Here is a 24172-nt window from a genome sequence, read left to right as displayed (position 1 = left end):
TGGCGCAACGTGACGGCTCAACCTCAGGATACCCCTTTGAGGCTGATGGAGAGCGGCAAATCCCCTCACAGGCCATGCGCGGCGTCCCAATCGAGGCCATATTTTGCAAGGTATTTGCGCAGTCGGTCAGCGTCATTGGTTGAGGTGCGTCGGTTGCGGGACTGCGAGAACAGGGTGCGCCCGGCCTCGCTGAGGCTTGCGCTTTGACGGCAACTGCGGATCACCTGTGCCAGTTGGGCGCGATCAAACAGATCAATCGCCTCGGCCTGACGGCCCAGCAGAGGGTGCAGAAGGGTCTGATCCGCATCGGCAGTGGCTTCGGACCACAGCGCGCGCAGGCGCAGGATTTCTTCCTCAACCATGGCGCGGGTGATGCGGCCACGGGCGGCGAAAATGCACATCCGCCGCACCGAAGCACCAAAATCGCGGAAATTGCCGGACCATGGTGTCGCCGGATCGCGGGCAAATTTCAAATAGCGTTCGCGGGCATCCAAATTAAACCCGTAGCGCATGCCAAGCTCTTTCTCGGCGCGGGCCAGTTCAAACATCAGGTTCGGTTCGATGTCCTCGCGCCTGTGTCGCAGGGGCGGCAATTCAAAGGTCCATGCGGTGAGGCGGCTGAGCAAATCTTGGCGGAACAGACCCTCAGCGGCGCGTTTTCGTAGGTCGTGGTTTGACCCGGCGATGACATGAAACCGGCTCGTCACTTCGTAATCGGAGCCCAGAGGATAGTAGCGCCCGGTTTCGATCGCATGCAGGATCACCGCCTGTTCGCGCAGGCCAAGCTCGTCGATCTCATCTAAAAACAACACGCCACCGTCGGCCTCGCGCAGCAATCCGTTGCGCTCGGACCCGGCTTGCCCGGTGTAGCCACGTCTTTGGCCAAACAGCATCGCGATCCCGTCAGGTCCGGCCAATGTGGCACAGTTCACATGCACCATCCGACCTTTGATCATCCGTCGATCCAGTTTCAAACTGTGGATGCGTTCGGCCAATTGGGTTTTGCCGGTGCCAGTCTCGCCCAGCAACAGAATCGGCGCACGGGTTGCGCCCGCCACATGTTCGATCTGTGAAATCAAGCCGTTATAGGCGGCATTTTTGGTGGCGATACCGCCTTTGAGCAGGTCGCTATATTCCTGCGATATCAAGTCAAAGCGATGTTGCAGCGCATTGTAGCGCCGCAGGTCGAGGTCGATAACGTCGAGTTTGGGCGTGGCATCGTTGCCGCGTGGTGGTCCGGTTTGCACCAATTGCGCTGGAACGTGACGGCTTTCGGCCAAGAGGAACCAGCAAATTTGCGCCACATGCGTCCCGGTGGTCAGGTGGATGTGATACTGTTCACGGTCCTCGTCAAAGCCGTAGCCGCGGGCAAAATCGAACAGTTTGGCATAGACTTCTTCGAAATCCCAAGGGTCGACAAGGTCGAGGCGATGCAGCACCACCTCGGTTTGCGGGCTGATCGCTTCGATCTCATGTTTCACCGCCAAAGCGAGCCGGTTGAAATGATGATCGTAGAGCATTTCGAACCGGTCCACCGGGAAATCGGGATGACTCACCAGTGAAGGCGATGGTTTCCAATGCCGTTTGCGCCCAGCATCAAGTGTTGTGCCTAGGAAACCGATGACGACGTTTCTCATGACGATCTTAAAATATAAAATACGATACAAAAATATCGTATAGGTTTATGTGTGTCTTGTCAAAATAGGATTTAATCATTTAAAAACAGTATATTATGTGTATTTCACTTTTTTATACGCACAGAGGCATAGTGATGCGACAAAAGCCTCACCGAAAGAGTGAAGAGAGAAGAACGGGCAAATCCGTGTCCGTAAATCGCCGGGAGCAAGGGCCCATTCCCTGTGCTCCCGGCCCCTTTTTCCCAACCTGCCAGGCACGAAAGGCACAGGCGATGACCGATGACGTAACATTGTATGAACTGGCCGTGATGGCGGCCGAGGCGCTCTATAATGGGCGGTGCGGCATTGGCGGTGTTCATCACATCGCAATCGCGCAGCTTGAGAGACGCCTGTCTCGATTGACGCCGGAGGCGTTGATGATTGCGGAGCGCACGCTGGGAAACGCATTGCGCGATGTGGCGTGGCGGGAGCCTGCAAGAAAGCTGCCCCAGTCCGCCGCACAGATTGCCCCGCTTTTGGTTTCGACGGCCTCTGACGGGCATCTGCGCGAACAGGCGGTGCGGTGTATGACGCCGCAGAGTGGTGATTTGGCGATGGTGATGTTTGTGATGATGCGCACCAACGACTGGGTGCCGCAGGTGCGTGCGACCGCCCAGCGCAAACTCGACGCTGCACTGCCCGGCCTGTCCGAGAAGGATCTGCGTCAGCTTGTCCCCTTTGTTTTGCTTCGCTCCGGCCAGTGGGGACGCAGTTCCGGCGCGGCACTGATTGCGATGCGGCAACACCCGGACTGGGCGGAGGCGGTTGTTTCGGTTTTGATCGAGGCGGATCGTGGTCCTTTGGCGCGGATCATGCGGGCGGAATTGTGCTCGGACGCGCTGGACCCGTTGCTGTTTCGGCTGGCGACACAGGCGCGGTCCTTGCAGGTGCGCGCCGTCGCCACAGAGGTGCTTTTGAGCGCAGAGGCGCGTTGGCAAATCGGGCGCCGCAGGGAGTGGATTTGTAAGCCGCAGGGGCTGTCACGGTGCGTGCCGGTGTTTGAAACCTGGCGGCTCATGGTGGCCTCTGAGCAACGAGACGCCATTCTTTGGGTGGCGGGGCAAAGCCGATGGGCCCTTTTGCGCAGACTTGCCGCCGATGCGTTGATCCGGCTCGGGCCGAATGTGGTCCCCGAATTGGTTGAGGCGCTCAAAGCTGATCGCACGCCTTCGGTGCGTCGCCGGATGGAATTTATGGCCCGCAAATGGGCCGACCCAAAGACTTTAAGAACAGGATAAGACAATGACCAAAGAGATAACCCTGACCGCAATTTCAGGCGCAGAGTTGATTGATTGGGGCCATGTGCCGGGCGCGCAGTTTCCCGCCCTTTTGGCGCGGGCCAACGAGATGCAGGCGGCTGGAGCGTTGCCCGAAGAGATCCGTCAGGAGCTTGAGGCGGAGAAGCCAAAAATTGTGCCAGCCCTGCCGTTGCGTCCGAAAGGCGCTGTGGCGTTTTATGAAAACATTCGCGCCCAGACCCCGGACGAAGAAGACAACGTGGCAAAAGTGCGCGAAACGATGGAGGTCTTGATGCAAACCCCGACCGTGGTGAGTGGATCGGTCATGCCGGATGCCTGTCCGGCGGGCTCGGTTGGCACCATTCCTGTCGGCGGCGTGGTGGCGGCGAAAAACGCCATCCATCCGGGGATGCATTCGGCGGATATTTGTTGTTCGGTGATGATGAGCGATCTGGGCGAGGTGGACCCGAAGGCGGTGCTTGATGCCGCGCAATCGGTGACCCATTTTGGCCCGGGCGGTCGGCACAACGGTGCGCGGTTTACCACGTCGCTCAAATTGCTCGACGCGTTTCGCGAAAACCCGTTTCTGAACCATCCGAAAATCCTGCGCATGGCACAGGAACATATGGGCACGCAGGGGGATGGGAACCACTTTTTGTTCGTCGGGCGGTCGCGCAAAACCGGGCGTGTGGCGATGGTCACCCATCACGGATCGCGAGGTCCGGGGGCGGTGTTGTATAAGCTTGGGATGGAGGTGGCACAAAAGTTTCGCAAGACACTTTCGCCCGAGACCCTCAAGCAAAACGCTTGGATTCCAGCGGACAGCGCCGAGGGACAAGCCTATTGGCAGGCGCTGCAACTGATCCGTAAATGGACCAAGGCCAACCACAACGCGCTGCATCAAGCGACCATTGAGGTCGCGCATGTGAGCGGGGCGGGGGCGCGCATTTGGAACGAACATAACTTCGTCTTCAAACGCGGTGATCTTTACTATCATGGTAAGGGGGCAACCCCGGCCTGGGATCACTATGCGCCGGATGCCACCGGGTTGACGCTCATCCCGCTCAACATGGCCGAGCCTGTGTTGGTCGTGCGTGGGTTGGACGCAGATCATGCGCTTGGCTTTAGCCCGCATGGCGCAGGGCGTAACTTTTCACGCTCCGAGCATCGCCGCCGGATGGGAGAAATGACCCCCGAGGCGCGGTTGGGCGTTGAGACGGCTGGCCTTGATATTCGCTTTCATGCGGGCGGGATCGACGCGTCAGAATTGCCGTCGGGCTATAAAGATGCGGCCTCGGTTGTGGATCAAATCAAGGAGTATGGTCTGGCCGAGATTGAGGATTACATCGACCCCTATGGCTGCGTCATGGCCGGAGATGTACCGCCGTTTTGGTTGACGCGCAAAAAGGGGCGGCGTTGAAATTAGATTTGGGCGGGGGCATACCTCGCCCAAATCTGTGCAAATTGGTTCATGTTCAAGGGGGAGTTTACCCGCCCGATTATTGGCCGTCTCTTTCCGGCGTCTGTTGCTGCGAAACTTGGCATTTCCAGTGTGAACATCACTCCAGGTTCTGACGCATGGCCGGTGGCAACGGCTGGCGCGGTCGCGGGCTGGGCTGTGACTGAGGGCGGTTCTATCGGTGACAGCACGGCGTTCACCACGGCAGAGGCCGCCTTGTCTCCTGACCAAACCTTGTCTGCTGACCAAACTTTGGGCGCTCACATGCGGATCACGCGCAAGGCACTCAAGCAATCTGGTGCGGGCCTTGATCCCGACGCCGAGCGCTTGAGTGTGGGTATCCCTGAAAACTGGTTCTGAAATCTCAAGGACCAATTGAGAACTGCTGTCCGGTTGCTGCGAAGCGCTGGGGCTTTTTTTCGTCAAAAAAATTGGCTAACCGCTGTAACGCCAGCGCCCACCAATGCGCCGATGATTGCGCTGATGATTGCGAGCTTAAAATTGTCGCGTCTTGTGATCTTGAATTTGAGAAGATCAATTTCGCGTTGGTGTTGTTCTGCGGCGTCCGGTGATCCAAAGCCGCCACCGCTGCCGACAAACCCGACCAAATCTTCAAGTTCCTTTTCGAGCTTCCCCATGCAGCGCTTATCCCTCAAATCCTGACATGTCTTGCCCGCACTATGCTACGCGGCGAGGCCGAAGGGTAACTGTCGAGTTCACGAATGCGTGAGGTTGTTCGCTGTCGTCGGGCTACCAATCGGCCTGATCCAGCCAATCCCGCGACATGTAGTAGAACATGCAAAGTGACAATCGACCCCAGATATATGTGGCAAAAAACAATAACTTAAAGGGGATTGTGGCGGAGAGACAGGGATTCGAACCCTGGGTCCCCGTAAAGGGACAACGGTTTTCGAGACCGCCCCGTTCGACCACTCCGGCACCTCTCCGCGGGGGTCTGGTGGCGGGTGATTTAGCGGGGCTGTGAGGGCGGCGCAAGCCCTTTCGTGACATTCTTTTTGCCAAAGCTGCGCTAAATTCCGCCTTTGTGGTCAAAAACACTTTGATGACTTGGCAAAAACCTTTGTGTCTGCTTACCATTCGGTAACTGAATTGGCTTTAAAACAATGGGGCAAGACGGAGATATGGTGTCCTGATGTGTGGCCATAGACCGCTTTGGAAAGGGATGTAATGATCGAACATGCGCGCAGCTTTCGCGGGGCCTGGCTCACACGAGCGATGACTTTTGTTGCGACCGCGATGATGGCGGTCACGATGGCACTGTCTGTTCCCTATGCGGCCCAGGCGGAAAGCGGGGCGCAGGACGCGGATATCGAGGCGCTGTTGCAGGTCCTGTTGTTTCCCGACGTCTCAAAGGTGTTATGTGACGAAGGTCGCGGCATGGTCGATGATTTCGTTGAGGCGGGCTATGGTGTGCCCAAACCCGCGTGGCAAAACATGCTTGATCGGTTGTATGACCCTGAAACCATGGCAACGGCGTTTCGGTCGGAAATGAGCAAGGCGCTTGAGGGCGCAGATTTGACCCCTATGGTGGCGTTTTACACCACCGATTTGGGCCAAACTATTGCGCAGCTTGAACTCGACACGCGTAAAGCGATGACCGGGGATGCGGCGCAGGCCGCCGCAGGTGAGGCTTGGGCGGCGCTTGATCCCGGCACCAAACGCGCCAAGCTGATTGAAGACTATGTGCAGACCAATGATTTGGTAGAAATGAACGTGGTGGGCGCGATGAACAGCGATATCGCCTATTACCGCGGGCTTTGGACCATGACAGGTTCAGATGTGATGAGCGAAAGCGACCTGATGCGTGAGATTTGGTCGACGGAGCCCGAAGTGCGGGCCGACGTGTCCGAATGGGTCTATGGGTTTTCGACGCTGGCCTATGATTCCTTGAGTGACGAAGAGTTTGCGCGCTATGTCGAGTTTTCGCGCAGTGAGGCAGGGCGGCAGTTGAACTTTGCCCTGTTCGCGGCCTTTGATGCGGTTTATGCGGACCTGTCGCGTGGGCTTGGGGCAGGGACCTCGATGCTGATGCAAATGTATGATGGTGAGCAACTTTAAGGTTAAGCGCGCGCAAGGCCGGTGTGGGCGACGATGCCGCTAATCCGGCCTTGACTTTTGAGCCACGATTCCCGATACACGCGCCACCCGGCGGACCACAAGGTGCGACCGGGTGATGTCTTTTGGGCCTCACGTCTTTTTAAAACGATGTGAAATCAGGTTCAAATTGGCAAAATGACAATCTCGACCCCAACAAGGGGCGCGCTGTTTGACGGCATGAACGTCGGGGATTTGCCTCGGGGCCACAAAACGCGGGTATATCGAAAGGATAACTGCATGTTTGCGGTTCTGAAGACTGGTGGCAAGCAATACAAAGTGCAAAGCGGTGACGTTTTGCGCGTTGAGAAACTTGCGGCCGCAGCTGGTGAAAAAATCCAGTTCAACGAGATTTTGATGGTTGGCTCCACCATCGGCGCGCCCCTCGTGGCAGGCGCCGGCGTGCAAGCCGAAGTCATCGACCAAATCAAGGGTGAGAAACTCATCCACTACGTCAAGCGTCGTCGTAAGCACTCGTCGCAGCGTAAAAAAGGCCACCGTCAGCAACTGACCCTGCTGCGCATCACCGACATTTTGGAAGCTGGTGCGGATGCAACGGGCGTCAAAGCGGCGATCGGCGCAGGTTCTGCTCCGAAAACCGCTGTCGAAGCGGCTGCTCCGAAGAAAGCCGCGAAAGCTGCTGCTCCCGCTGCAGGCGCTGACGATCTGACCACCATCACCGGTGTCGGCCCCGCTGCAGCCAAGAAATTGGTCGAAGCAGGCATCACCACTTTCGCTCAGTTGGCTTCTGTAGACGTCGAAACCTTCGACGCCGTCAAAGTCAAACCCGAGTGGGTTGAACAAGCCAAAGAACTGGCGAAGTAAGCGTAGTTAAGGAGAGAACACCATGGCACATAAAAAAGCAGGCGGTTCGTCCCGTAACGGTCGCGACTCAGCTGGCCGCCGTCTCGGCGTCAAACTTTACGGTGGCCAAGAGGCCATTTCGGGCAACATCATCGTGCGTCAGCGCGGCACCAAATTTTGGCCGGGCGAAGGCGTGGGTCTTGGCAAAGATCACACCATCTTTGCGACGACTGATGGCAAAGTGACCTTTCACAAAGGCCTGAAAAAACGCACTTTTGTATCGGTTCTTCCAGTGGCGGAGGCCGCTGAATAAGCCGTCCGATACGGATTTGAAAAAATCAAGGGGATCGGCGCAGCCGGTCCCCTTTTGCATGATGCCGCGTGATTTGGCGGGATCAGCGCAAAAAGCGGTGTAGGGCCAGTTTGGCTAAGTCAGCGTTAATATTGCTGTCGTATGTGCTGTGTACCTTGCCGCTTCCCCGGGATGGGGGTTTTCAAAGGGGCCTTTTCGGGGAGGAAAAGGTGCTTATATCGGATTAATAAGAATCCAGCTCTTTCAGGAGGAAGAGAGATGAATATGGAGATCGTGAAAAACGCGGTTGAGGCTGATACACAGGCAGTGATTGAAACGGAGCGGTTTGTCTTGCGCCCGCCGCGCCGCTCGGATGCGGGGCTTTTGTCGATGTATGCAGGGGACGTGCGCGTGGCGCGCAATTCCCGCTCGTTGCCACATCCTTTGCCGCCCGGCGCCACAGAGGCCTTCGTGGCCCGTGCGCTCAAACCGGGCACTGAGGAAAAAGTGTGGGTGCTTGATGGCTCCGACCATGAGTTGTCCGAAGTTTTGGGGGTGATTTCCCTCAAGCCGCTCGGACGCGATCAATCCGAAGTGGCCTTTTGGGTCGCACCGTCCTTTTGGGGCACTGGATTGGCGCGCATGGCCTTGGGCGCACTGGTGGCGGCCAACCCGCTCGGCTCCAAAACCATGTTTGCCGAGATTTTTCAGGACAACCCAGCCTCGGCTCGGGTCGTGACCGCCGCTGGCTTTGCATATATCGGCGATGCGGAAACCTTTTCTGTCGCGCGCAACACCTTGGTCCCAACCTGGACCTATCTGCGCAAACTCGACTGACCCCGGACATCGGGGTCGCCCATTCTAGGACAGACCCCGATGACCCCAGACCCCCACAGCTTCTCCCTTGAAACAGACCGTTTGATCCTGCGCCCGCTGACCCAAACGGACGCGGCCCCTTTGACGCGGTTGTTGAATGATTTTGAGGTGTCGAAATGGCTCAGCCGGATTCCATACCCCTATGGCGTCATCGAGATGCAATGGTTCATTGCCCGGCTCAACAGCCCCTATCGCTTTGGGATTGTTCATAAAGGCACGGGCCGCATCATGGGGGTGATCGGCATTGCCGAACATCTTGGCTATTGGCTTGGCCAACCCCATTGGCGGCATGGCTATATGTTGGAGGCGGCGCAGGCGGTGGTCGATCATTGGTTCGCCCATGATGGCCTGAGCCTTGCCTCCTACCACTTTGTTGAGAATGCCAAATCTCGGGCCATTCTCAAAAGGCTGGGGTTTGAGGACACGCAGAGAATGCGACAGAACTGTGTGGCGCGCGGTGAACCGCGTGAGGCACAATGCATGATCTTGACGCGTGAGACGTGGTCTTCGCGCCAATCCCCTGACACGGTGCCTCACAACACTGCATATGACAACGCACATTGAGTTTGGCGGCGAGCCGCGATACATCTGCCCAAAGCCCTAGGATCATGGGGCACAGAAGGACAAAGACATGAAATTTCTCGATCTGACCAAAGTTTACATTCGATCGGGCTCCGGCGGGAACGGCTGTGTGTCGTTTCGGCGCGAAAAGTTTATCGAATACGGCGGCCCCAACGGCGGCGACGGTGGGCGCGGCGGCTCTGTGATCATCGAGACGGTGGATGGGCTCAACACGCTGATTGATTTTCGCTATCAACAGCACTTTTTCGCCCAAAACGGCCAAGGCGGCATGGGCAACAATCGCACCGGCAAGGATGGCGAGGATATTGTGCTGCGCGTGCCTGCGGGCACTGAAATTCTGGACGAAGACGAAGAAACGGTGATCGCCGATCTGACCGAGGTCGGACAGCGGTTTGTGTTGGCCAAGGGCGGCAATGGCGGCTGGGGCAACCTGCGGTTTAAAAGTTCGACCAACCAAGCACCGCGGTCGGCCAATCCGGGTCAGCCGGGGATTGATCGCACGATTTGGCTGCGGTTGAAATTGATCGCCGATGCCGGGCTTTTGGGCCTGCCCAATGCCGGGAAATCAACGTTTTTGAGCGTGACCTCGAATGCGCGGCCTAAAATCGCGGACTATCCGTTTACCACGTTGCACCCGAACCTTGGGGTGGTGGGCATTGATGGTGCCGAATTTGTTGTCGCCGATATTCCGGGCCTGATCGAAGGCGCGTCTGAGGGCCGGGGCTTGGGCGATTTGTTCTTGGGGCACGTCGAACGCTGTGCGGTGTTGTTGCATCTGGTCGATGGCACTGCCGAGGATGTGGTGACGGATTATCAGACCATCATCACCGAGATCGAAAACTATTCCGATGTATTGGGCGATAAGCCCCGGATCACGGTCCTCAACAAGGTCGACAGCCTGATGGACGAGGAGATTGATGAGAAACTGGCGGCGCTGCAGGAGGCCTCCGGCGGACGGGTGTACACCATGTCTGGCGCGACCAAAGCCGGGGTTGAGACCGTGCTGCGCGCGCTCAAGGCCGAGATTTCGATGGACCGTTTGCGGACCAAACAGGCCGAAGCGTCGGACGAAGAGGAAGACCAGAATTGGCAACCCTAAGCGGCGCAAAACGTGTTGTGATCAAAATCGGCTCGGCGCTTTTGGTCGAGCGCGGGGACTTGCGCGCGGCTTGGCTCAAGGGCCTGGCCGAAGATGTCGCGATGCTCAAAGCGCGTGGTGCGGCGGTGATTTTGGTCTCGTCGGGCTCTATCGCACTGGGGCGGGGAATTTTGCACCTGCCCTCAGGCGAACTGCCACTTGAGCATTCGCAAGCGGCGGCCTCGGTCGGGCAAATCCGTTTGGCGCGGGCCTATCAAGAGGTGTTGGAGCCACTTGGCATCACCACATCGCAAATCTTATTGACGCTGGAAGACAGCGCCGATCGCCGCCGGTATCTCAATTCGCGCGCCACATTGGATGCGCTGTTGAGCCTTGGCGCGGTGCCCATCGTCAATGAAAACGACACGGTGGCCACCGATGAAATCCGCTATGGCGACAACGACCGTCTGGCGGCGCAAATCGCGGTCACCGTCGGCGCGGATCGGTTGGTGTTGCTCTCCGATATTGACGGGCTTTACACCGCAAACCCCAATATTGACGCCTCCGCCCGCCATATCGCCACGGTCGAACATATCACACCGGAGATCGAAGCCATGGCTGGTGATCCGGTGTCGGGCCTGTCCAAGGGCGGGATGAAAACCAAAATCATGGCGGCCAAAACCGCCATTGCGGGCGGCTGCACCATGGCCATCACCGAAGGCTTTAAAGACCGGCCGATTCAGGCGTTGGAAGAGGGCGCACGCGCCACATGGTTCATCGCCCACGAAGACCCGGAACGCGCCCGCAAACGCTGGATCGGCGCGATGAAGCCGAAAGGCGAGATTATCATTGATGCGGGCGCTGCGCGTGCGCTCGCGCATGGAAATTCCCTGTTGCCCGTCGGCGTCTCGGAGGTTGTTGGCCATTTTGGCCGCGGCGAACCAGTGGTGGTCCTTGGACCCAATGGCGCGCGCATTGGGTTGGGCCTGACCCGCTATACCTCGCAAGAATCCGAGGCAATCAAAGGCGCGCATTCCGAAGATATACAGGCGATCCTCGGCTATTCCGGTCGGGCCGCTTTGATCCACAGAGATGATTTGGTGCTATGACAGAGTTAGACGTAAAAACGATGATGCAGGATTTGGGCGCCCGCGCGAAAGCCGCGAGTGCCAAGCTGGCCGTGGCCACATCCGCGCAAAAGCAGGCCGCATTGAACGCCGCCGCCGATGCCATTTGGGCCCGGCGCGCGGAGATCATTGCGGCAAACGTGCAAGACATGGCTTTTGGCCGTGATAAGGGCCTCACGGATGCGATGATGGACCGGCTGATGTTGGATGAGGCGCGCATTCAGGGCATGGTTGACGGCTTGCGCGCGGTCGCTGGGCAAAAAGACCCGGTTGGCGATGTGATGGCCGAATGGGACCAGCCCACCGGCCTGCATATCAAACGGGTGCGCACGCCTTTGGGCGTCATTGGCGTGATCTATGAAAGCCGCCCGAATGTAACTGCGGATGCCGGTGCGTTGTGCCTTAAGGCGGGCAATGCGGTGATCCTGCGCGGTGGCTCGGAGAGTTTTCACAGCTCCGGCGCGATCCACGCCTGTTTGGTCGATGGGCTCAAGGCCGCTGGCTTGCCCGAAGATGCGATCCAGCGTGTGCCGACGCGGGACCGGGCGGCGGTCTCTGAGATGTTGACCATGACCGATTACATCGACGTAATCGTGCCGCGTGGTGGCAAGGGCTTGGTTGGGCTGGTGCAACGCGAAGCGCGGGTGCCGGTCTTTGCCCATCTCGAAGGCATCGTGCATATCTTCATCGACGCCTCTGCCGATCCGGTCAAAGCGATGAATGTGGTGATCAACGCCAAAACCCGGCGCACCGGGATTTGTGGTTCGGTGGAATGCCTGTTGATTGACCGTCAGGTGGCCGACAGCTTGGGCGCAGATGTGATTGCGGCACTGATCGGCAAAGGCGTTGAAGTGCGTGGAGATGCGGCCGTTCAGGCGATGAACAGCGCGGTGATCCCGGCCGCCGAAGACGATTGGGGCCACGAATACCTCGATAGCATCGTCGCCGCCAAAGTGGTGGACGGGATCGACGGCGCGATTGATCACATTCATCAGTATTCGTCGAACCACACCGATTGCATCCTGTCCGAGACACCCGAACATGTGGCGCGGTTCTTTGCCGAGATTGACAGCGCGATCTTGATGCACAACAGCTCGACCCAATTTGCCGATGGCGGTGAATTTGGCATGGGTGCCGAGATTGGCATCGCCACGGGCAAAATGCACGCGCGTGGGCCCGTGGGGGCAGAGCAATTGACCTCGTTCAAATATCTGGTGAGCTCTGAGGGGTCAGTGCGGGCGTAACCGCGCGGATATTTGACTATTTTATCACGGTAAAGACGCGCGGAAGGGGGGCCTTTCGCGCGTCTTGCATTGAGAGGCTGAGAAGACAAAAGGAAGGCGCGGGTCAGAGGGGCCCCGCGCCTTCAAGGTGCCGCCCTCAGGATCACATGGGGCGGCTGGGAGTGAGTTAGGCGTTCAGGGTGATCACCCCGTCGCCGGAAGAATGGGTGATGCGGCGTCCAAGAGCGGCGGCCTGCATCGGTGCCAAAAGGAATTGAACATCGGAGGGTTTGAGCCCCTCGGCTTTGGACAGCGCGCCAAGGCGGGCCCACAGGTCGGGCGAGGGCTCAAGACGATCGGCACGCGCCCGCACGCTCCATTGCCCGCCGGAACAGGACAGGCGGATTTCGCCGCCACGGGGCAGGGCGGTTTCCAGACACATCATCATCAAGCAGGCGAGTTTGACCTCCTCGCGCGGCATGTCCTCTGTGGCGTCCCAATGATAGGTGAGGCGGGCGGTGGAAATGCCTTTGAGGATGGTGACCATTTCGGCGCGCGAAGACATTTGACCGGGAGAGGCCATGCCAAAGGCCACGCGAAAGAATTTCACCCGAGCATTTGCATTTTCCACGCTTTCGGAGATAAGGCTGAGTTCAGGCCCTGCGCTGACGCCCGACATGTTCAAAAGTTCCACCCCATTTGAGATCGCGCCCACCGGGCTGATCATATCGTGACAAATGCGGGAACCGATCATGGCGGCAATGTCGCGGGCGAGGTCTTGGGTCATGTTTTATCCTTTAGGGACAGTCTGTGTGAGGAGCGCATCAGCGATGGAAGATCTCAATGCGATGTTGGAACCGGGTCAAATGGTGCGACATCCGTCGCAAGAGGATTGGGGCATCGGTCAAGTCCAATCGAACATCGGTGGCAAGGTGACCGTGATGTTTCAACATGCAGGTAAGATTGTGATCGACAGCCGACATGTGGTGCTTTCCCCTGTGTATGGGTGAATAAGTGCGATTTGCCCGCCTTTATTTGGCGGTTTGTTCGCGCTATGGTCGCTGAGACTTCATGTTTAATCAACCTTAGCGATAGTGATTTTTCACCTGTTTCGCTCGTCTGTTGCATTGAAACCAACAAAACCCTAAAACCCGTCCACCGATGAGAGCAGGATCACCCCCCCGTATGAGCGCCCAAGAGCCGCGATTTAAATTGAGATTTGCCCAAGATGAGGCGGATCTACGCGCGGCGCAACGCCTGCGCTATCGGGTATTTGTTGAGGAACTTGGCTCAAACGGGCCGATGGTGGACCATGTGGCCATGCTTGAGGCCGACCGGTTTGATCCTGATTATGACCACTTGATGTTGATCGACGTGACCCGCTCTGACGACCCGTTGGAGCAATGTGTGGCGGTGTACCGACTGTTATCCGGGGAAAAGGCGGCGCTTTTGGGCCGGTTTTACTCCGAAGATGAATATGATCTGACACCATTGAAAGCCACGGGAAAGCGACTTTTGGAGCTGGGGCGCTCTTGTGTGGCCAAGGAATATCGTGGCGGCACGGCTTTGTTCCACATGTGGGCTGGTTTGGCGAAATATGTGATCGAAGAAGGGTTTGATGTGTTGTTTGGCACCGCCTCTTTCTTTGATGCGGATGTCGCGCGCCATGCCGAATCTCTGTCACTTTTGCACCATCGACATCTGGCTCCGCCTGAGTTGCGCGCGCGCACGGTGGATGCCCATTTCCAGACGATGGATTTGGTGCCCGAAGATCAAATCGACCGCAAACGCGCCATGTTGGCGATCCCGCCGCTGATCAAAGCCTATCTGCGCATGGGCGGCAAAGTTGGCGAAGGGGCCTATGTCGATCAGGCCTTTGACACGGTGGATGTGTTGTTGATCCTGGATGTTGCCGAAATTTCTCCGCGCCAACGCGAGATGTACACCAAGGGTCTCAACGGGTGAGTGCGCCGCTATGGGAAAGCCGCATTCCGCCTGCGGAACCGGCCCCTGTTAAAGGCGGGGCTTTGGGCGGCACATGGCGGATGGTGCGGCGCGGCGTGCCGGTGATTGGCCTGATTGCGATCTGCATGGTCCTGATGTTGGCCACACGCGGCGTCGAGCGCCTGATCAAGGGCAAACGCCGCCCGTGGTCGTCGCAATTCCCCCGGTTCGTGTCACGCATGGCGCTGCGCCTGATGGGCATCGCATTGACAGTGCGCGGCACACCGATGCGCCACCACGGCGCTGTGGTGGCCAATCATTCGACATGGCTTGATATTTTTGTGCTCAACGCGGTGCAGCGGATTTTCTTTGTCTCAAAAGCCGAGGTCGCCCATTGGCCCGGCATCGGCACGATGGCCAAGGCCACAGGGACGGTGTTTATCAACCGCGACCGCGCAGAGGCGGCACTGCAAAAACAGGTTTTCGAAGAGCGGCTGCATATGGGGCATAAGCTGTTGTTTTTCCCCGAAGGCACATCGAGCGACAGCCTACGGGTCCTGCCATTCAAACCGACGTTGTTTGCGGCGTTTTTTACGCCCGAACTGCGTGATGAGGTTTGGATTCAGCCCGTCACCGCGCGCTATATTGCGCCCGAGGGCCAGGATGTGCGGTTTTATGGCTGGTGGGGCGATATGGAATTTGGCCCCTCGCTGGTGCAGGTGCTCAAAGCCGCGCCGCAGGGGCGGGTCGAGGTCATTTTCCACGCGCCGATTGCGGTCAAAGACGTGAAAGACCGCAAAGAGATGGCGCGTATGTGTGAAGAGGCGGTGCGTTCGGCGCTCCCGCCTGTTCCTGCGGCCTATTTGGACGTTTAGGCGCTCAGCCCAGCGTCCATCGCAGCGATGAAGGCGCCCAAGCTTTTGGCCGGGTCTTCGGTGTTCCAAATCTCGTCGCCAATGGCAAAGAAATCAGTGATTTTGGCAAACTCTTTGACGATCTCAACCGTCAATGCGCCCTCGGCCACCACCGGCACTTCGACGACTTCGGACCACCACTGGAACGTGTCTTTTTCGGCTTGGGTGCCGTCGCCAAGATCGGTGTCGCCAACCGGGCCAAAGGCGATGTAATCGGCGCCACTTTCGCCTGCATTCAAACCGTCATGACGCGAGGCGCCACAGAAGGCGCCGACAATAGCATCGTCGCCCAACAGTTTGCGCACCTTGCGCACGGAACGCGACCCGTCGGTCAAATGCACGCCGTCCAGACCGTGACGTTCGGCCAAGGCGACATGCGCCTCAATCACAATCGCCACATCGCGGGCATGGCAAACCTCGCGGCAGGCATCTGCGGCCCGGCCCAACACATCCTCGTCCTTGGACGCCAACGCCAAACGCACACAGGCCACCGCATGGGCATCCAACACCTCGGCCAAACGCGCCGGGAAACTGTCAAGATCAAAGGCGGGCGGGGTCAACAGGTAGATTTGCGGGCGCTCTTGAATGGGGTCGGACATATTGGTCTCCGAAAATGGGTTTCGCCTCCTATAGCGCAAGCTTTGCGCGGGCGGAAGTCTTGCGAGCGGGGGCAAATGCGCTTATCACGCGCCAAATCCAAGATTTAGAGGTCCTTCATGTCAGACGCGCCGAACGTCACCCAAAGCGGGCCGACCCCCGCCTTCGTCCTAGTGCGTCCACAGATGGGGGAAAACATTGGTGCGGCGGCCCGTGCGATGTGGAATTTCGGGCTCGACCGGATGCGCATCGTTGCTCCGCGTGATGGCTGGCCCAACCCGAATGCCGTCGCCATGGCCTCGGGTGCGGGGCGGCTTTTGGATGAGGCGGACCTGTTTGGTACGGTGCGCGAAGCGCTGGCCGATTGCGACTATGTCTTTGCCACCACAGCCCGGATGCGCGGCATCACCAAACCCGTCATGACGCCCGAACGTGCGATGGAACACGCCCGCGCCATCACCGCATCTGGCGGCAAGGTCGGGGTGATGTTTGGGCCAGAGCGCGCGGGATTGGAAAATGAGGACGTGGTGGAGGCCAATGCCATCATCACCGTGCCAGTGAACCCGGAGTTCCCCTCGATCAACCTCGCACAGGCGGTGTTGCTCAATGCCTATGAATGGGGCCGCCAGACCACAGAGGTCGCCCCCGAAGTGGTTGATTTGGCCAAAACCGTCTGGGCAGGTCATCTTGAGGTCGAAAAGCTCGGCGACCATTATGAGGAAATTCTTGAGACCTCGGGGTTCTTTTTCCCCGAAGACAAGGCGCATAGCATGAAGCTCAACCTGCGCAATCTGTGGTCACGGATGCCGATGACGCGCGCCGATGTACAGATGTTGCACGGGGTGATGCGGCAGATGAAGCGGTGGAAAGAGCGCGGCTGAGCACCAAAGACGGTACGACAAAAAGGCCCCCAAATTGGGGGCCTTTGGTGTTTTACGGGCTGTGAGGCAGGTTTAGCGGTTGGCCCCCAGACCCATGCCGGTTTGTGGGCCTGTTTGCATCCCAAGGTGCAGCCCGCATGTGCCGTCACACATCAAATACCGGCTCGACACCCAAGCCTTTTGACCTTGAGGGGTTTGGACCTCAGCCCAGCCGCCTTGTTGATTGAGCAATTTGAGCTGTGTGCCAGATTGCAGGGCAAAGAGTTTGTGATACTGCGTGCCCGGTCCTGCGCGCCCGTTCAGGGTCACGCCCTTGCGGACATAAATCTGATCTTGCACGTGAACCTTCAACTGCTGCTGTTGCTGCATCGGACGCGGCGCGCTTTGGGCCATTGCGGCAAAGGGCGCGACCATGGGGGCTGCGGCCAAGGCGGCGATCAAAAGGGATGTTGAAAAAATATGGCGACCGTGTTTCATCGGATCCTCCTATCATGCCCGCCGGAGTGTCTCGCCGTTTGGGCATCTGATCATGATACGATACCCCCCGGTTTTTCCGTCGTGGCATCCGGTGAAAAACCCCAATCCGATGCGATTTTCATCGCCAAGACCGCTTGCCCTTCGTGTTCCACGCTCCTAGGTTTCCTGCACGCAAAGATAAGGGAAAACCATGGCGCAAAAACGCAGCATTTTCGAAGAGGTGGCCGCAGGTGATACACCAAAAGCCGCCCCGAAAACCGGTCTGATCGAAAAACGGGGCCGGGGCGCACGCAAGGGCATCCGGGCGTGGTTGATGGTGATTTTCGCGCTGGTGATGATGATGATCGCAGTCGGCGGGCTGACCCGGCTGACCGATTCCGGTCTCTCGATCACCGAATGGAAACCCGTGACCGGGGCTGTGCCGCCAATGGGGGATGCCGCCTGGACCGCCGAGTTCGAAAAATACCAAAAAATCCCCGAATATCAGTTGCAAAACGAGGGCATGAGCCTGTCCGAATTTAAGAGCATCTATTGGTGGGAATGGGGCCACCGTCAGCTTGGCCGGGTGATCGGCATGGTTTGGTTCCTGGGCTACGCAGGCTTTGCCTTGGCGCGCAAAGTGCCAACCGGCTGGCACAAACGTTTGATTTTCATCGGCGCTTTGGGCGGGCTTCAGGGTGCGATCGGCTGGTGGATGGTCTCATCTGGGCTTGAGGGCACGCGGCTTGATGTCGCCTCTTACCGCCTCGCCACCCATCTGGGGCTGGCGTTCATCATCTTGGGTTTTATCGCGTGGTATGTCTTTTTGCTGGGGCGCACTGAGCCCGAATTGATGCAGGCCCGGCGCGCCACGGACAAAAAGCTGTTTGGCATGTCCACCGGCATGCTGCATTTCGCCTTTCTTCAGATCATTCTGGGGGCTTTGGTCGCCGGGATTGACGCCGGGCGGGGCTATACTGATTGGCCGCTGATGGGCGGGCAGGTCTTGCCGCCGGACCCGTTTGACATCACGCCGATCTGGCGCAATTTCTTTGAAAACCCGGCCTTGGTGCAATTTGTGCATCGCGTCATGGGCTATCTTTTGGTGATCTACGGCATCGTCTTGTGGTCCAGGGGCCGCAAATCCGCCAATCGCACCACGGCAGGGGCGTTTAACCTGATGGCGGCGGTGCTGTTTTTACAATTGGTCTTGGGCATCGTGACGGTTCTCAACGGCGCGCCTTTGCATCTTGGCATCGCGCATCAAATCGGTGCCGTGGCGCTGTTTGTCGCCATTTCGCGTGCCCGGTTCCTAAGCTTTTATCCCAAACCTCAATCGGTCCGGGAGGGCCTTTAATCATGTCCGCATTTGATGATCTGATGGGTTTTACCCGTGAAACCCGTGCGCTTGGCGCCATTATGGGCCGATTGAATTGGGACCAGGAAACCATGATGCCCAAAGGGGCGAGCGCGCAACGTGGTGAGGAGTTCGAAGCGTTAGAGACCGTGCTTCATATGCGCAAATCCGATCCCCGTCTGGGGGATTGGCTGTCCTCGATTGACCCAAGCACATTGGACGCGGTGTCTCAGGCGCAGGTGCACCACATCCGCCGCTCCTATGAGCGCACCGTCAAAATTCCGGCCCGTTTGGCGGCGGAATTGGCCAAGGTCACCTCCATGGCTCAAGGGGTCTGGGCCGAGGCCCGTGCCCGCGATGATTTCGCCCATTTCGCCCCGATGTTTGAACAGGTTGTGTCCCTGCGCCGCGAAGAGGCGGCGGCGTTACAACAGGGCACCGATCATGACCTGTGGGACGCGCTGCACCAAGATTACGAACCGGGCTCAACGGGGGCGCAATTGGACGCCATGTTCGGCGCGTTGCGGCCCCGGTTGGTGGCGCTGCGCGACAAAATCATGGGCGCGGATCAGCCCAAGGGCCTGACCGGCACTTTTGACGAGGCCAAACAAATGGCGCTGACCACGGCGCTGGCGGCGAATTTTGGCTATGATTTCGCACGTGGGCGCATTGATAAGGCGGTGCATCCGTTCTCATCTGGCTCCGGTCAAGACGTGCGTATCACCACCCGCACCAACCCCGAAGATCCGTTCAATTCGATCTACTCGACGATCCATGAGGTCGGCCACGCCTGCTATGAGCAAAACATCAACGCCGACTATCTTTTGACGCCTTTGGGCGAGGGTGTGTCGATGGGCGTGCACGAAAGCCAGTCGCGGATTTACGAGAACCAACTCGGCCGTTCGCGCGCCTTTACCGAGTACCTCTATGGTCAGATGCGCGACAGCTTTGGCGACATTGGCATCGACAGCGCCGAAGGGTTCTATGCCGCCGTCAATCGCGTCCTGCCGGGCTATATCCGCACCGAATCCGATGAGGTGCAATATAACCTGCATGTGCTGTTGCGCTTTGATTTGGAGCGTCAGATCATTGGTGGCGATTTGGAGATTGCCGACCTGCCCGCGGCATGGGATGCGCGGTTTGAAGCGGATTTTGGCGTCAAAGTCGACAAAATATCAAATGGCTGTCTTCAGGATGTGCATTGGCCGGTGGGCCTGTTTGGCTATTTCCCGACCTATTCTTTGGGCAATGTCTACGCGGGCTGTTTGCACCAAGCCCTGCGCGCCGATGTGCCGGATTTGGACAGCGCTCTGGTCAAAGGCGACACCGCGCCCGCGACTGCATGGTTGGCCGAACATTTGCAACAATTCGGGGGGCTGCGGGAACCGCGCGACACCATCGTGCAGGCCTGTGGCTTTGAGCCGACCGAGGCACCGCTTTTGGACTATCTTGAGGCGAAATTCGCCGGGATTTACGGCTTTTGATGGCGAACGTGTTGGACAAGCCCGCGCTGGAAGACTTTCTGGCGCGGGAGTTTGCCGAGGTCGGCGATGTGTTGAGCGTGGAGGTGGTCACAGAGGACGCCGTGACCCTGCGGCTGACCCCCGACGCGCGTCATGTCCGGCCCGGCGGAACGCTCTCCGGGCCGACGATGTTCCTCTTGGCCGACGTGGCGCTCTACTTTGCGATCCTCGCCAAAATCGGCCCGGTCGCCTTGGCCGTGACCACAAACGCCCACATTGATTTCATGCGCAAACCCGCGGCTGATCTGCCGCTTTTAGGCGAAGCACGGCTGTTGAAACTCGGCAGGACCTTGGCCGTGGGACAGGTGGCAATCCGCAACCCCGGTTCGGACGCGGTCTTGGCACAGGCCTCGCTGACCTATGCGATCCCGCCGAAGAGGGCGTGAGGTGGAGTTGGGTGCGAGGGATTGGTTTCTGGAGGGCAGAATGTCCGGTTTGAGCCCATCTTGTAAGTTTTCTGTAATGCATCCAATGTCTGGTGGAAGAATGGGAAGAACAGAGGGACATGCATGATCAAAATACTCGCTCTAGTATTAACTCTATTGGGAGCTGCTTCTGTGGTTCGAGCAGAAGATGTGAATCCACGAGTTGTTAAGATTACGGCGAAAAACGGTAGAGATCTTGTCTTCGGAAGCAACGTTATCTCGAACGTGCGACTAGGGTGTGAACCCAATTCCTTGTCTTGCTGAAATGGGCTCTTCATGATTCATCTGCGGAAAACAGGTGCATGATGGCGAGATTTGATCTGAGCGACGAAGAATGGGCTGCAATCCGGCCTCATTTACCCAAACAAGGGCGCGGTCCGCAGCGCAAGGATGACAGAACAGTCTTGAATGGCATTTTCTATGTTCTGCGCACGGGGGCGCCGTGGCGCGATCTGCCGGACCGGTATGGCCCGCGCACGACTGTTTACAACCGCTATGTCCGCTGGGGTGAGCGCGGGATTTGGCAAGGGATATTTGATGTGCTGGCGACGGAATGTGAGGACGCGCTGATCTTCATTGATAGTTCAATCGTCAAGGCACACCGGGCGGCAGCAGGCTCAAAAGGGGGGAGTTGGCGCAAGGTATTGGACGCTCACGCGGCGGTCGCGGCAGCAAGGTTCACGTCGCCGTAGACCATCGCGGCCTGCCTCTACGGTTCGCGATTACAGGCGCACAAAGGCATGATAGCAAGGTATTTGGTTCATTTGTCGGCTGGCAAAAACAGCCGACAGCTATCGTCGCAGACAAAGCCTATGGCTCAAAAGCCATCCGCCAAACCATCGCTGACGAAGGCGCATTGGCAGTGATCCCATCCAAGTCAAACGCCCGCATCCACATCCCACATGACCCCGACATCTACGCCCAGCGAAACCTTGTAGAGCGGTTCTTCTGCCGCATGAAAGACATGCGAAGGCTAACAACGAGATACGAAAAGTTGAAACGCAACTTCCTGTCGATGGTCCATATCTTTGCAATCAGATGTTGGCTGAATTGAGTCCACACCCTAGCTGATAATGCTGAATTCAATCAGATTTCTTTTCAAGTTGGCGAGCCAATGGCAACGGCATTTTCAAAACTGACTTCAGAAAACGTTGGAAACCAGATTGCCATAAGTGTCTGTGGAGAAGTTATTAGTCGTTCGACAGTTCTCTCCCCGATTTACGGCGGAGGGTTAGCACTCGCGGGGCTTGAGTGGGAACGTGCGAGGGAAATCACCGAAATTCTCTCTGGGCGCCGTTTGTGTAATTGAGCATGTGTCGGCTTCGTCCCGCACAGCAGCCAATCCCGCAACGCGAAATCCCTCAGTTATGCCCCTCAAAGCGCGCCTCGCGCCACGAACCAAGGTTCGCATTGGCTGCGGATGTAGGGCCAGAGTTTGGGGCAGCCTTTGGCGATTTTGGTGCCGACGCGGGTGTCAAGTTGGTGCAATTTGACGTTATAGGTGCGCCATGAGCCGCCGTCATCGGCCAGATTGTGCAGCACGGGTTGGACCCGGTCGATAGACTTGGCAAAGATCGCGGTTGGGGTTTGGGCGGCCTCGAATTCCTCCCAAATGGCGCGGAATTCCACGCCTTGCTCAGGCGGCAACAGGTCGAACAGGCGGTCCGCGGCTTTGATCTCTGCCTCGTCTTGCGCCTTTTGTGCCTCAACCGTCACCGCGCCATGGATTGGGGTGTCGCCCGCATCAATCTCGACAATATCGTGCAGCACCAACATTTTAATCGCCAAAGCGATGTCCACACCGTCCTGCGCCTGATCCGCAAGCGTCAGGGCGTAGAGCATGATATGCCAAGAGTGTTCGCCAGTGTTTTCCTTGCGCGAGCCATCGGCAATGGGGGTGGCGCGGTAGACTGATTTCAGCCGATCCGCCTCGCACCAAAAGGCAAAGCGCGCGGCGAGTGTGGCGTCTACGGCCTCACCATAAAATCCGGCGCGGGTAAATTCGAATAGGTCGGGCAGGATGTCTTTGGTCTTTGTGGCGCGGCCTTGGGTCAGGTTGGTCGCGACGATGTGGCGTTCGTCGTCATCCTGCTCTGGCGCACCAATGGATTGCAATGCGGGGGCGAGGAAATCAATCGCCTTGGCATAGCGCGCGGTCGGGCTTTGCATCGCCTCGAACTCTTCCCAAGTGGCGCGAAAGCGGCGGCGCAGATCCTCGGGCAAGAGGCCGTAAATGCGATCCGCGGCGGCCTCTTCAAGCGCGGCGACAGAGGCGGGGTTGTGGGTGATGTGGATCGGATGATCGCCCGCATCGACTTCGACAATGTCGTGCAACATCAGCATTTCGATGGCACGGGACATCTCAACATCCGGCCCGGCCATGGGCGCACACAGAAGCGCCAAAAGGGCGGCGTGCCACGAATGTTCGGCGGAATTTTCAAACCGCGACCGATCCATCAATTGATTGGCGCGCAGCACGGTTTTCAGCCGATCCGCCTCCATCAAAAACGCATATTGGGCATCAAGACGGGCGATTTCCGCCACCGTCAGGTCAGGCAAAGCGGGCAGGGCGGCGTCAATATTCAATGTCATCCTCGGCACTGGGCGGGGGGCGGAGGCCGCAAGCCCCTTTTTCGCCTCTTCAATGCGTTTTTCAAGGTAAACGCGCGCCCGTTTTTCCGACAGGCGCACGCGGGCAGAGGTCAAAAACGCCTCTTGTGTGGTGACAGAGGAGGCCCCGATGACGCGGGCCACATCCTGAATAAGCTCGTCCGTGCCGACAATGTCCAAGGCGTCGATTGTGTCCTTGGCCAAAGCGTCGGCCAGATCTTCCATGATGCTCATCGTAAGACCCTCTGAAGGTGGCGCGTCAGCGGCTGGTTTCGGTCAGGCGGCGGCGGACATAGGTGTCGACCGAGCCGATCATATGTTCCATATGCGGATCTTCAAAGAAATGGCCCGCGCCTTCGACCTCTTCATGGGTGATGGTGATGCCTTTTTGCTCATGCAGCTTGGCGACCAAGGACTGGGTGTCTTTCGGCGGGGCGACACGGTCGGCGGTGCCGTTGATCACCAAACCAGACGCCGGGCAGGGCGCGAGGAAGGAGAAGTCATACATATTGGCGGGCGGGGCGACCGAGATAAAGCCGGAGATTTCCGGGCGACGCATCAAAAGCTGCATGCCGATCCAGGCGCCAAAGCTAAAGCCCGCGACCCAGCAATGTTTGGCATTGGGGTTCATGGATTGCAGATAATCGAGCGCGGAGGCGGCATCGGACAACTCACCCACGCCCTGATCATATTCGCCCTGCGACCGGCCCACACCCCGAAAGTTGAACCGCAAAACGGTAAAGCCCATCTGGTGGAAGGCATAATGCAGATTATAGACCACGCGATTGTTCATCGTGCCGCCGAATTGCGGGTGGGGATGAAGAATGATGGCGATGGGGGCGTCTTTAGCGCGTTGCGGATGGTAGCGGCCTTCAAGCCGGCCTTCTGGGCCGGGAAAAATCACTTCGGGCATTGGGTCCCTGTCTCCTGTTCCGTTCCGCGGGCCAGCTTACGTTGCACACACCGAATTATGTGGCACGCAAGGAGGGCCCGAG

The 24172-nt window shown here is 58.2% G+C and carries 26 protein-coding genes, 1 tRNA gene and 1 pseudogene; 20 read left to right on the top strand and 8 right to left on the bottom strand.

All coding sequences use genetic code 11. The annotated features are described in order from the left end of the window. Positions 1-65: 65 nt before the first annotated feature. Entirely contained in the window at positions 66-1637 is a 1572-nt protein-coding gene (gene rtcR, locus DA792_RS08605; protein ID WP_107719590.1) for an RNA repair transcriptional activator RtcR, read from the bottom strand. Between the two features lie 272 nt (positions 1638-1909). Here rtcR and DA792_RS08600 point away from each other — a divergent pair, with 272 nt between their 5' ends. Genes DA792_RS08600 through DA792_RS08590 form a run of 3 tightly spaced genes read left to right on the top strand, consistent with a single transcriptional unit; the run spans position 1910 to position 4733 of the window. Next, entirely contained in the window at positions 1910-2914 is a 1005-nt protein-coding gene (locus DA792_RS08600; RefSeq protein ID WP_107719589.1) for a hypothetical protein, read from the top strand. A 4-nt stretch (positions 2915-2918) separates the two neighbouring features. Then, positions 2919-4334, top strand: a complete 1416-nt coding sequence (locus tag DA792_RS08595; protein WP_107719588.1) for an RtcB family protein — start codon at positions 2919-2921, stop codon at positions 4332-4334. 51 nt (positions 4335-4385) lie between these two features. Then, positions 4386-4733 (top strand): hypothetical protein, encoded by a 348-nt coding sequence (locus DA792_RS08590; RefSeq protein ID WP_107719587.1) that lies wholly within the window; start codon positions 4386-4388, stop codon positions 4731-4733. 62 nt (positions 4734-4795) lie between these two features. On the opposite strand, the gene DA792_RS08585 is transcribed toward DA792_RS08590, so the two are convergent. After that, positions 4796-5011, bottom strand: a complete 216-nt coding sequence (locus DA792_RS08585; protein WP_107719586.1) for a hypothetical protein — start codon at positions 5009-5011, stop codon at positions 4796-4798. Between the two features lie 219 nt (positions 5012-5230). Further along, positions 5231-5320: transfer RNA gene (locus DA792_RS08580), tRNA-Ser, on the bottom strand. Positions 5321-5561: 241 nt separating this feature from the next. On the opposite strand from DA792_RS08580, the gene DA792_RS08575 reads away from it, so the two are divergent. From DA792_RS08575 to DA792_RS08540, 8 genes are all read left to right on the top strand, one after another. After that, positions 5562-6452 (top strand): DUF2059 domain-containing protein, encoded by an 891-nt coding sequence (locus DA792_RS08575; RefSeq protein ID WP_107719585.1) that lies wholly within the window; start codon positions 5562-5564, stop codon positions 6450-6452. 276 nt (positions 6453-6728) lie between these two features. Further along, on the top strand, positions 6729-7313 hold the full coding sequence (locus DA792_RS08570; RefSeq protein WP_009571818.1) for a 50S ribosomal protein L21: 585 nt from the start codon (positions 6729-6731) through the stop codon (positions 7311-7313). 22 nt (positions 7314-7335) lie between these two features. Beyond that, positions 7336-7605, top strand: a complete 270-nt coding sequence (gene rpmA / locus DA792_RS08565; RefSeq protein ID WP_009571819.1) for a 50S ribosomal protein L27 — start codon at positions 7336-7338, stop codon at positions 7603-7605. A 258-nt stretch (positions 7606-7863) separates the two neighbouring features. Continuing rightward, entirely contained in the window at positions 7864-8421 is a 558-nt protein-coding gene (locus tag DA792_RS08560) for a GNAT family N-acetyltransferase (protein WP_107719584.1), read from the top strand. A gap of 39 nt (positions 8422-8460) precedes the next feature. Next, on the top strand, positions 8461-9024 hold the full coding sequence (locus DA792_RS08555) for a GNAT family N-acetyltransferase (RefSeq protein ID WP_107719583.1): 564 nt from the start codon (positions 8461-8463) through the stop codon (positions 9022-9024). Between the two features lie 67 nt (positions 9025-9091). Then, positions 9092-10141 (top strand): GTPase ObgE, encoded by a 1050-nt coding sequence (gene obgE, locus DA792_RS08550; protein WP_107719582.1) that lies wholly within the window; start codon positions 9092-9094, stop codon positions 10139-10141. Next, positions 10129-11229, top strand: a complete 1101-nt coding sequence (proB, locus tag DA792_RS08545; RefSeq protein WP_107719581.1) for a glutamate 5-kinase — start codon at positions 10129-10131, stop codon at positions 11227-11229. The genes obgE and proB overlap by 13 nt, the downstream gene beginning before the upstream one ends. After that, entirely contained in the window at positions 11226-12491 is a 1266-nt protein-coding gene (locus DA792_RS08540; protein ID WP_107719580.1) for a glutamate-5-semialdehyde dehydrogenase, read from the top strand. Before proB ends, DA792_RS08540 begins: the two co-directional genes overlap by 4 nt. 166 nt (positions 12492-12657) lie before the next feature. Here DA792_RS08540 and DA792_RS08535 read toward each other — a convergent pair whose 3' ends face one another. Beyond that, a complete protein-coding gene (locus DA792_RS08535; protein WP_107719579.1) occupies positions 12658-13257 on the bottom strand; it encodes a histidine phosphotransferase family protein in 600 nt (199 codons plus the stop codon). A 43-nt stretch (positions 13258-13300) separates the two neighbouring features. Here DA792_RS08535 and DA792_RS08530 point away from each other — a divergent pair, with 43 nt between their 5' ends. The 3 genes from DA792_RS08530 to DA792_RS08520 all read left to right on the top strand — a co-directional run bounded on the left by DA792_RS08530 (position 13301) and on the right by DA792_RS08520 (position 15289). Next, on the top strand, positions 13301-13480 hold the full coding sequence (locus DA792_RS08530) for a DUF3553 domain-containing protein (protein WP_107719578.1): 180 nt from the start codon (positions 13301-13303) through the stop codon (positions 13478-13480). Positions 13481-13655: 175 nt separating this feature from the next. Further along, positions 13656-14435 carry a GNAT family N-acetyltransferase gene (locus tag DA792_RS08525; protein WP_107719577.1) on the top strand — a complete coding sequence of 260 codons (780 nt, stop codon included), beginning with the start codon at positions 13656-13658 and terminating at the stop codon, positions 14433-14435. Positions 14436-14515: 80 nt separating this feature from the next. Further along, positions 14516-15289: a lysophospholipid acyltransferase family protein gene (locus DA792_RS08520; protein WP_107722623.1), complete on the top strand. Its 774-nt coding sequence runs from the start codon at positions 14516-14518 to the stop codon at positions 15287-15289. On the opposite strand, the gene DA792_RS08515 is transcribed toward DA792_RS08520, so the two are convergent. After that, entirely contained in the window at positions 15286-15927 is a 642-nt protein-coding gene (locus DA792_RS08515; protein ID WP_107719576.1) for a thiamine phosphate synthase, read from the bottom strand. The two genes, DA792_RS08520 and DA792_RS08515, sit on opposite strands and share 4 nt — an antisense overlap. Positions 15928-16044: 117 nt before the next feature. Here DA792_RS08515 and DA792_RS08510 point away from each other — a divergent pair, with 117 nt between their 5' ends. Then, entirely contained in the window at positions 16045-16806 is a 762-nt protein-coding gene (locus tag DA792_RS08510) for an RNA methyltransferase (RefSeq protein WP_107719575.1), read from the top strand. A 72-nt stretch (positions 16807-16878) separates the two neighbouring features. On the opposite strand, the gene DA792_RS08505 is transcribed toward DA792_RS08510, so the two are convergent. Continuing rightward, positions 16879-17283, bottom strand: a complete 405-nt coding sequence (locus DA792_RS08505; RefSeq protein WP_107719574.1) for an SH3 domain-containing protein — start codon at positions 17281-17283, stop codon at positions 16879-16881. Positions 17284-17473: 190 nt separating this feature from the next. Here DA792_RS08505 and ctaA point away from each other — a divergent pair, with 190 nt between their 5' ends. The 5 genes and pseudogenes from ctaA to DA792_RS23450 all read left to right on the top strand — a co-directional run bounded on the left by ctaA (position 17474) and on the right by DA792_RS23450 (position 21876). Next, entirely contained in the window at positions 17474-18619 is a 1146-nt protein-coding gene (gene ctaA, locus DA792_RS08500; protein ID WP_107719573.1) for a heme A synthase, read from the top strand. Positions 18620-18621: 2 nt separating this feature from the next. Next, positions 18622-20103, top strand: a complete 1482-nt coding sequence (locus DA792_RS08495) for a carboxypeptidase M32 (protein ID WP_199908143.1) — start codon at positions 18622-18624, stop codon at positions 20101-20103. Next, a complete protein-coding gene (locus DA792_RS08490; RefSeq protein WP_107719571.1) occupies positions 20103-20528 on the top strand; it encodes a PaaI family thioesterase in 426 nt (141 codons plus the stop codon). The genes DA792_RS08495 and DA792_RS08490 overlap by 1 nt, the downstream gene beginning before the upstream one ends. A 371-nt stretch (positions 20529-20899) precedes the next feature. Further along, positions 20900-21621 (top strand): annotated as a pseudogene (locus DA792_RS23225) (IS5 family transposase); the annotation flags it as partial. 36 nt (positions 21622-21657) lie between these two features. Further along, positions 21658-21876: a SecDF P1 head subdomain-containing protein gene (locus DA792_RS23450; protein WP_439099392.1), complete on the top strand. Its 219-nt coding sequence runs from the start codon at positions 21658-21660 to the stop codon at positions 21874-21876. Between the two features lie 65 nt (positions 21877-21941). Here the strand turns inward: DA792_RS23450 and DA792_RS08475 are convergent, their stop codons facing one another. Continuing rightward, a complete protein-coding gene (locus tag DA792_RS08475) occupies positions 21942-23411 on the bottom strand; it encodes an HD domain-containing protein (RefSeq protein ID WP_368074502.1) in 1470 nt (489 codons plus the stop codon). Positions 23412-23436: 25 nt separating this feature from the next. Continuing rightward, a complete protein-coding gene (locus DA792_RS08470) occupies positions 23437-24090 on the bottom strand; it encodes an alpha/beta hydrolase (RefSeq protein WP_107719569.1) in 654 nt (217 codons plus the stop codon). Between the last annotated feature and the right edge of the window lie 82 nt (positions 24091-24172).

The organism is Celeribacter baekdonensis (assembly GCF_003047105.1).
GTDB classification, from domain to species: Bacteria; Pseudomonadota; Alphaproteobacteria; order Rhodobacterales; family Rhodobacteraceae; genus Celeribacter; species Celeribacter baekdonensis_B.
Note: the sequence above shows the minus strand (reverse complement) of the source record. Positions and strands in the feature narration are given on the sequence as shown.

Coding starts and splice junctions, on each gene's coding strand:
- rtcR (WP_107719590.1), bottom strand. CDS start 1,637: ATGAGAAACGTCGTCATCGGTTTCCTAGGCACAACACTTGATGCTGGG.
- DA792_RS08600 (WP_107719589.1), top strand. CDS start 1,910: ATGACCGATGACGTAACATTGTATGAACTGGCCGTGATGGCGGCCGAG.
- DA792_RS08595 (WP_107719588.1), top strand. CDS start 2,919: ATGACCAAAGAGATAACCCTGACCGCAATTTCAGGCGCAGAGTTGATT.
- DA792_RS08590 (WP_107719587.1), top strand. CDS start 4,386: ATGTTCAAGGGGGAGTTTACCCGCCCGATTATTGGCCGTCTCTTTCCG.
- DA792_RS08585 (WP_107719586.1), bottom strand. CDS start 5,011: ATGGGGAAGCTCGAAAAGGAACTTGAAGATTTGGTCGGGTTTGTCGGC.
- DA792_RS08575 (WP_107719585.1), top strand. CDS start 5,562: ATGATCGAACATGCGCGCAGCTTTCGCGGGGCCTGGCTCACACGAGCG.
- DA792_RS08570 (WP_009571818.1), top strand. CDS start 6,729: ATGTTTGCGGTTCTGAAGACTGGTGGCAAGCAATACAAAGTGCAAAGC.
- rpmA (WP_009571819.1), top strand. CDS start 7,336: ATGGCACATAAAAAAGCAGGCGGTTCGTCCCGTAACGGTCGCGACTCA.
- DA792_RS08560 (WP_107719584.1), top strand. CDS start 7,864: ATGAATATGGAGATCGTGAAAAACGCGGTTGAGGCTGATACACAGGCA.
- DA792_RS08555 (WP_107719583.1), top strand. CDS start 8,461: ATGACCCCAGACCCCCACAGCTTCTCCCTTGAAACAGACCGTTTGATC.
- obgE (WP_107719582.1), top strand. CDS start 9,092: ATGAAATTTCTCGATCTGACCAAAGTTTACATTCGATCGGGCTCCGGC.
- DA792_RS08540 (WP_107719580.1), top strand. CDS start 11,226: ATGACAGAGTTAGACGTAAAAACGATGATGCAGGATTTGGGCGCCCGC.
- DA792_RS08535 (WP_107719579.1), bottom strand. CDS start 13,257: ATGACCCAAGACCTCGCCCGCGACATTGCCGCCATGATCGGTTCCCGC.
- DA792_RS08530 (WP_107719578.1), top strand. CDS start 13,301: ATGGAAGATCTCAATGCGATGTTGGAACCGGGTCAAATGGTGCGACAT.
- DA792_RS08525 (WP_107719577.1), top strand. CDS start 13,656: ATGAGCGCCCAAGAGCCGCGATTTAAATTGAGATTTGCCCAAGATGAG.
- DA792_RS08520 (WP_107722623.1), top strand. CDS start 14,516: ATGGTGCGGCGCGGCGTGCCGGTGATTGGCCTGATTGCGATCTGCATG.
- DA792_RS08515 (WP_107719576.1), bottom strand. CDS start 15,927: ATGTCCGACCCCATTCAAGAGCGCCCGCAAATCTACCTGTTGACCCCG.
- DA792_RS08510 (WP_107719575.1), top strand. CDS start 16,045: ATGTCAGACGCGCCGAACGTCACCCAAAGCGGGCCGACCCCCGCCTTC.
- DA792_RS08505 (WP_107719574.1), bottom strand. CDS start 17,283: ATGAAACACGGTCGCCATATTTTTTCAACATCCCTTTTGATCGCCGCC.
- ctaA (WP_107719573.1), top strand. CDS start 17,474: ATGGCGCAAAAACGCAGCATTTTCGAAGAGGTGGCCGCAGGTGATACA.
- DA792_RS08495 (WP_199908143.1), top strand. CDS start 18,622: ATGTCCGCATTTGATGATCTGATGGGTTTTACCCGTGAAACCCGTGCG.
- DA792_RS08490 (WP_107719571.1), top strand. CDS start 20,103: ATGGCGAACGTGTTGGACAAGCCCGCGCTGGAAGACTTTCTGGCGCGG.
- DA792_RS08475 (WP_368074502.1), bottom strand. CDS start 23,411: ATGAGCATCATGGAAGATCTGGCCGACGCTTTGGCCAAGGACACAATC.
- DA792_RS08470 (WP_107719569.1), bottom strand. CDS start 24,090: ATGCCCGAAGTGATTTTTCCCGGCCCAGAAGGCCGGCTTGAAGGCCGC.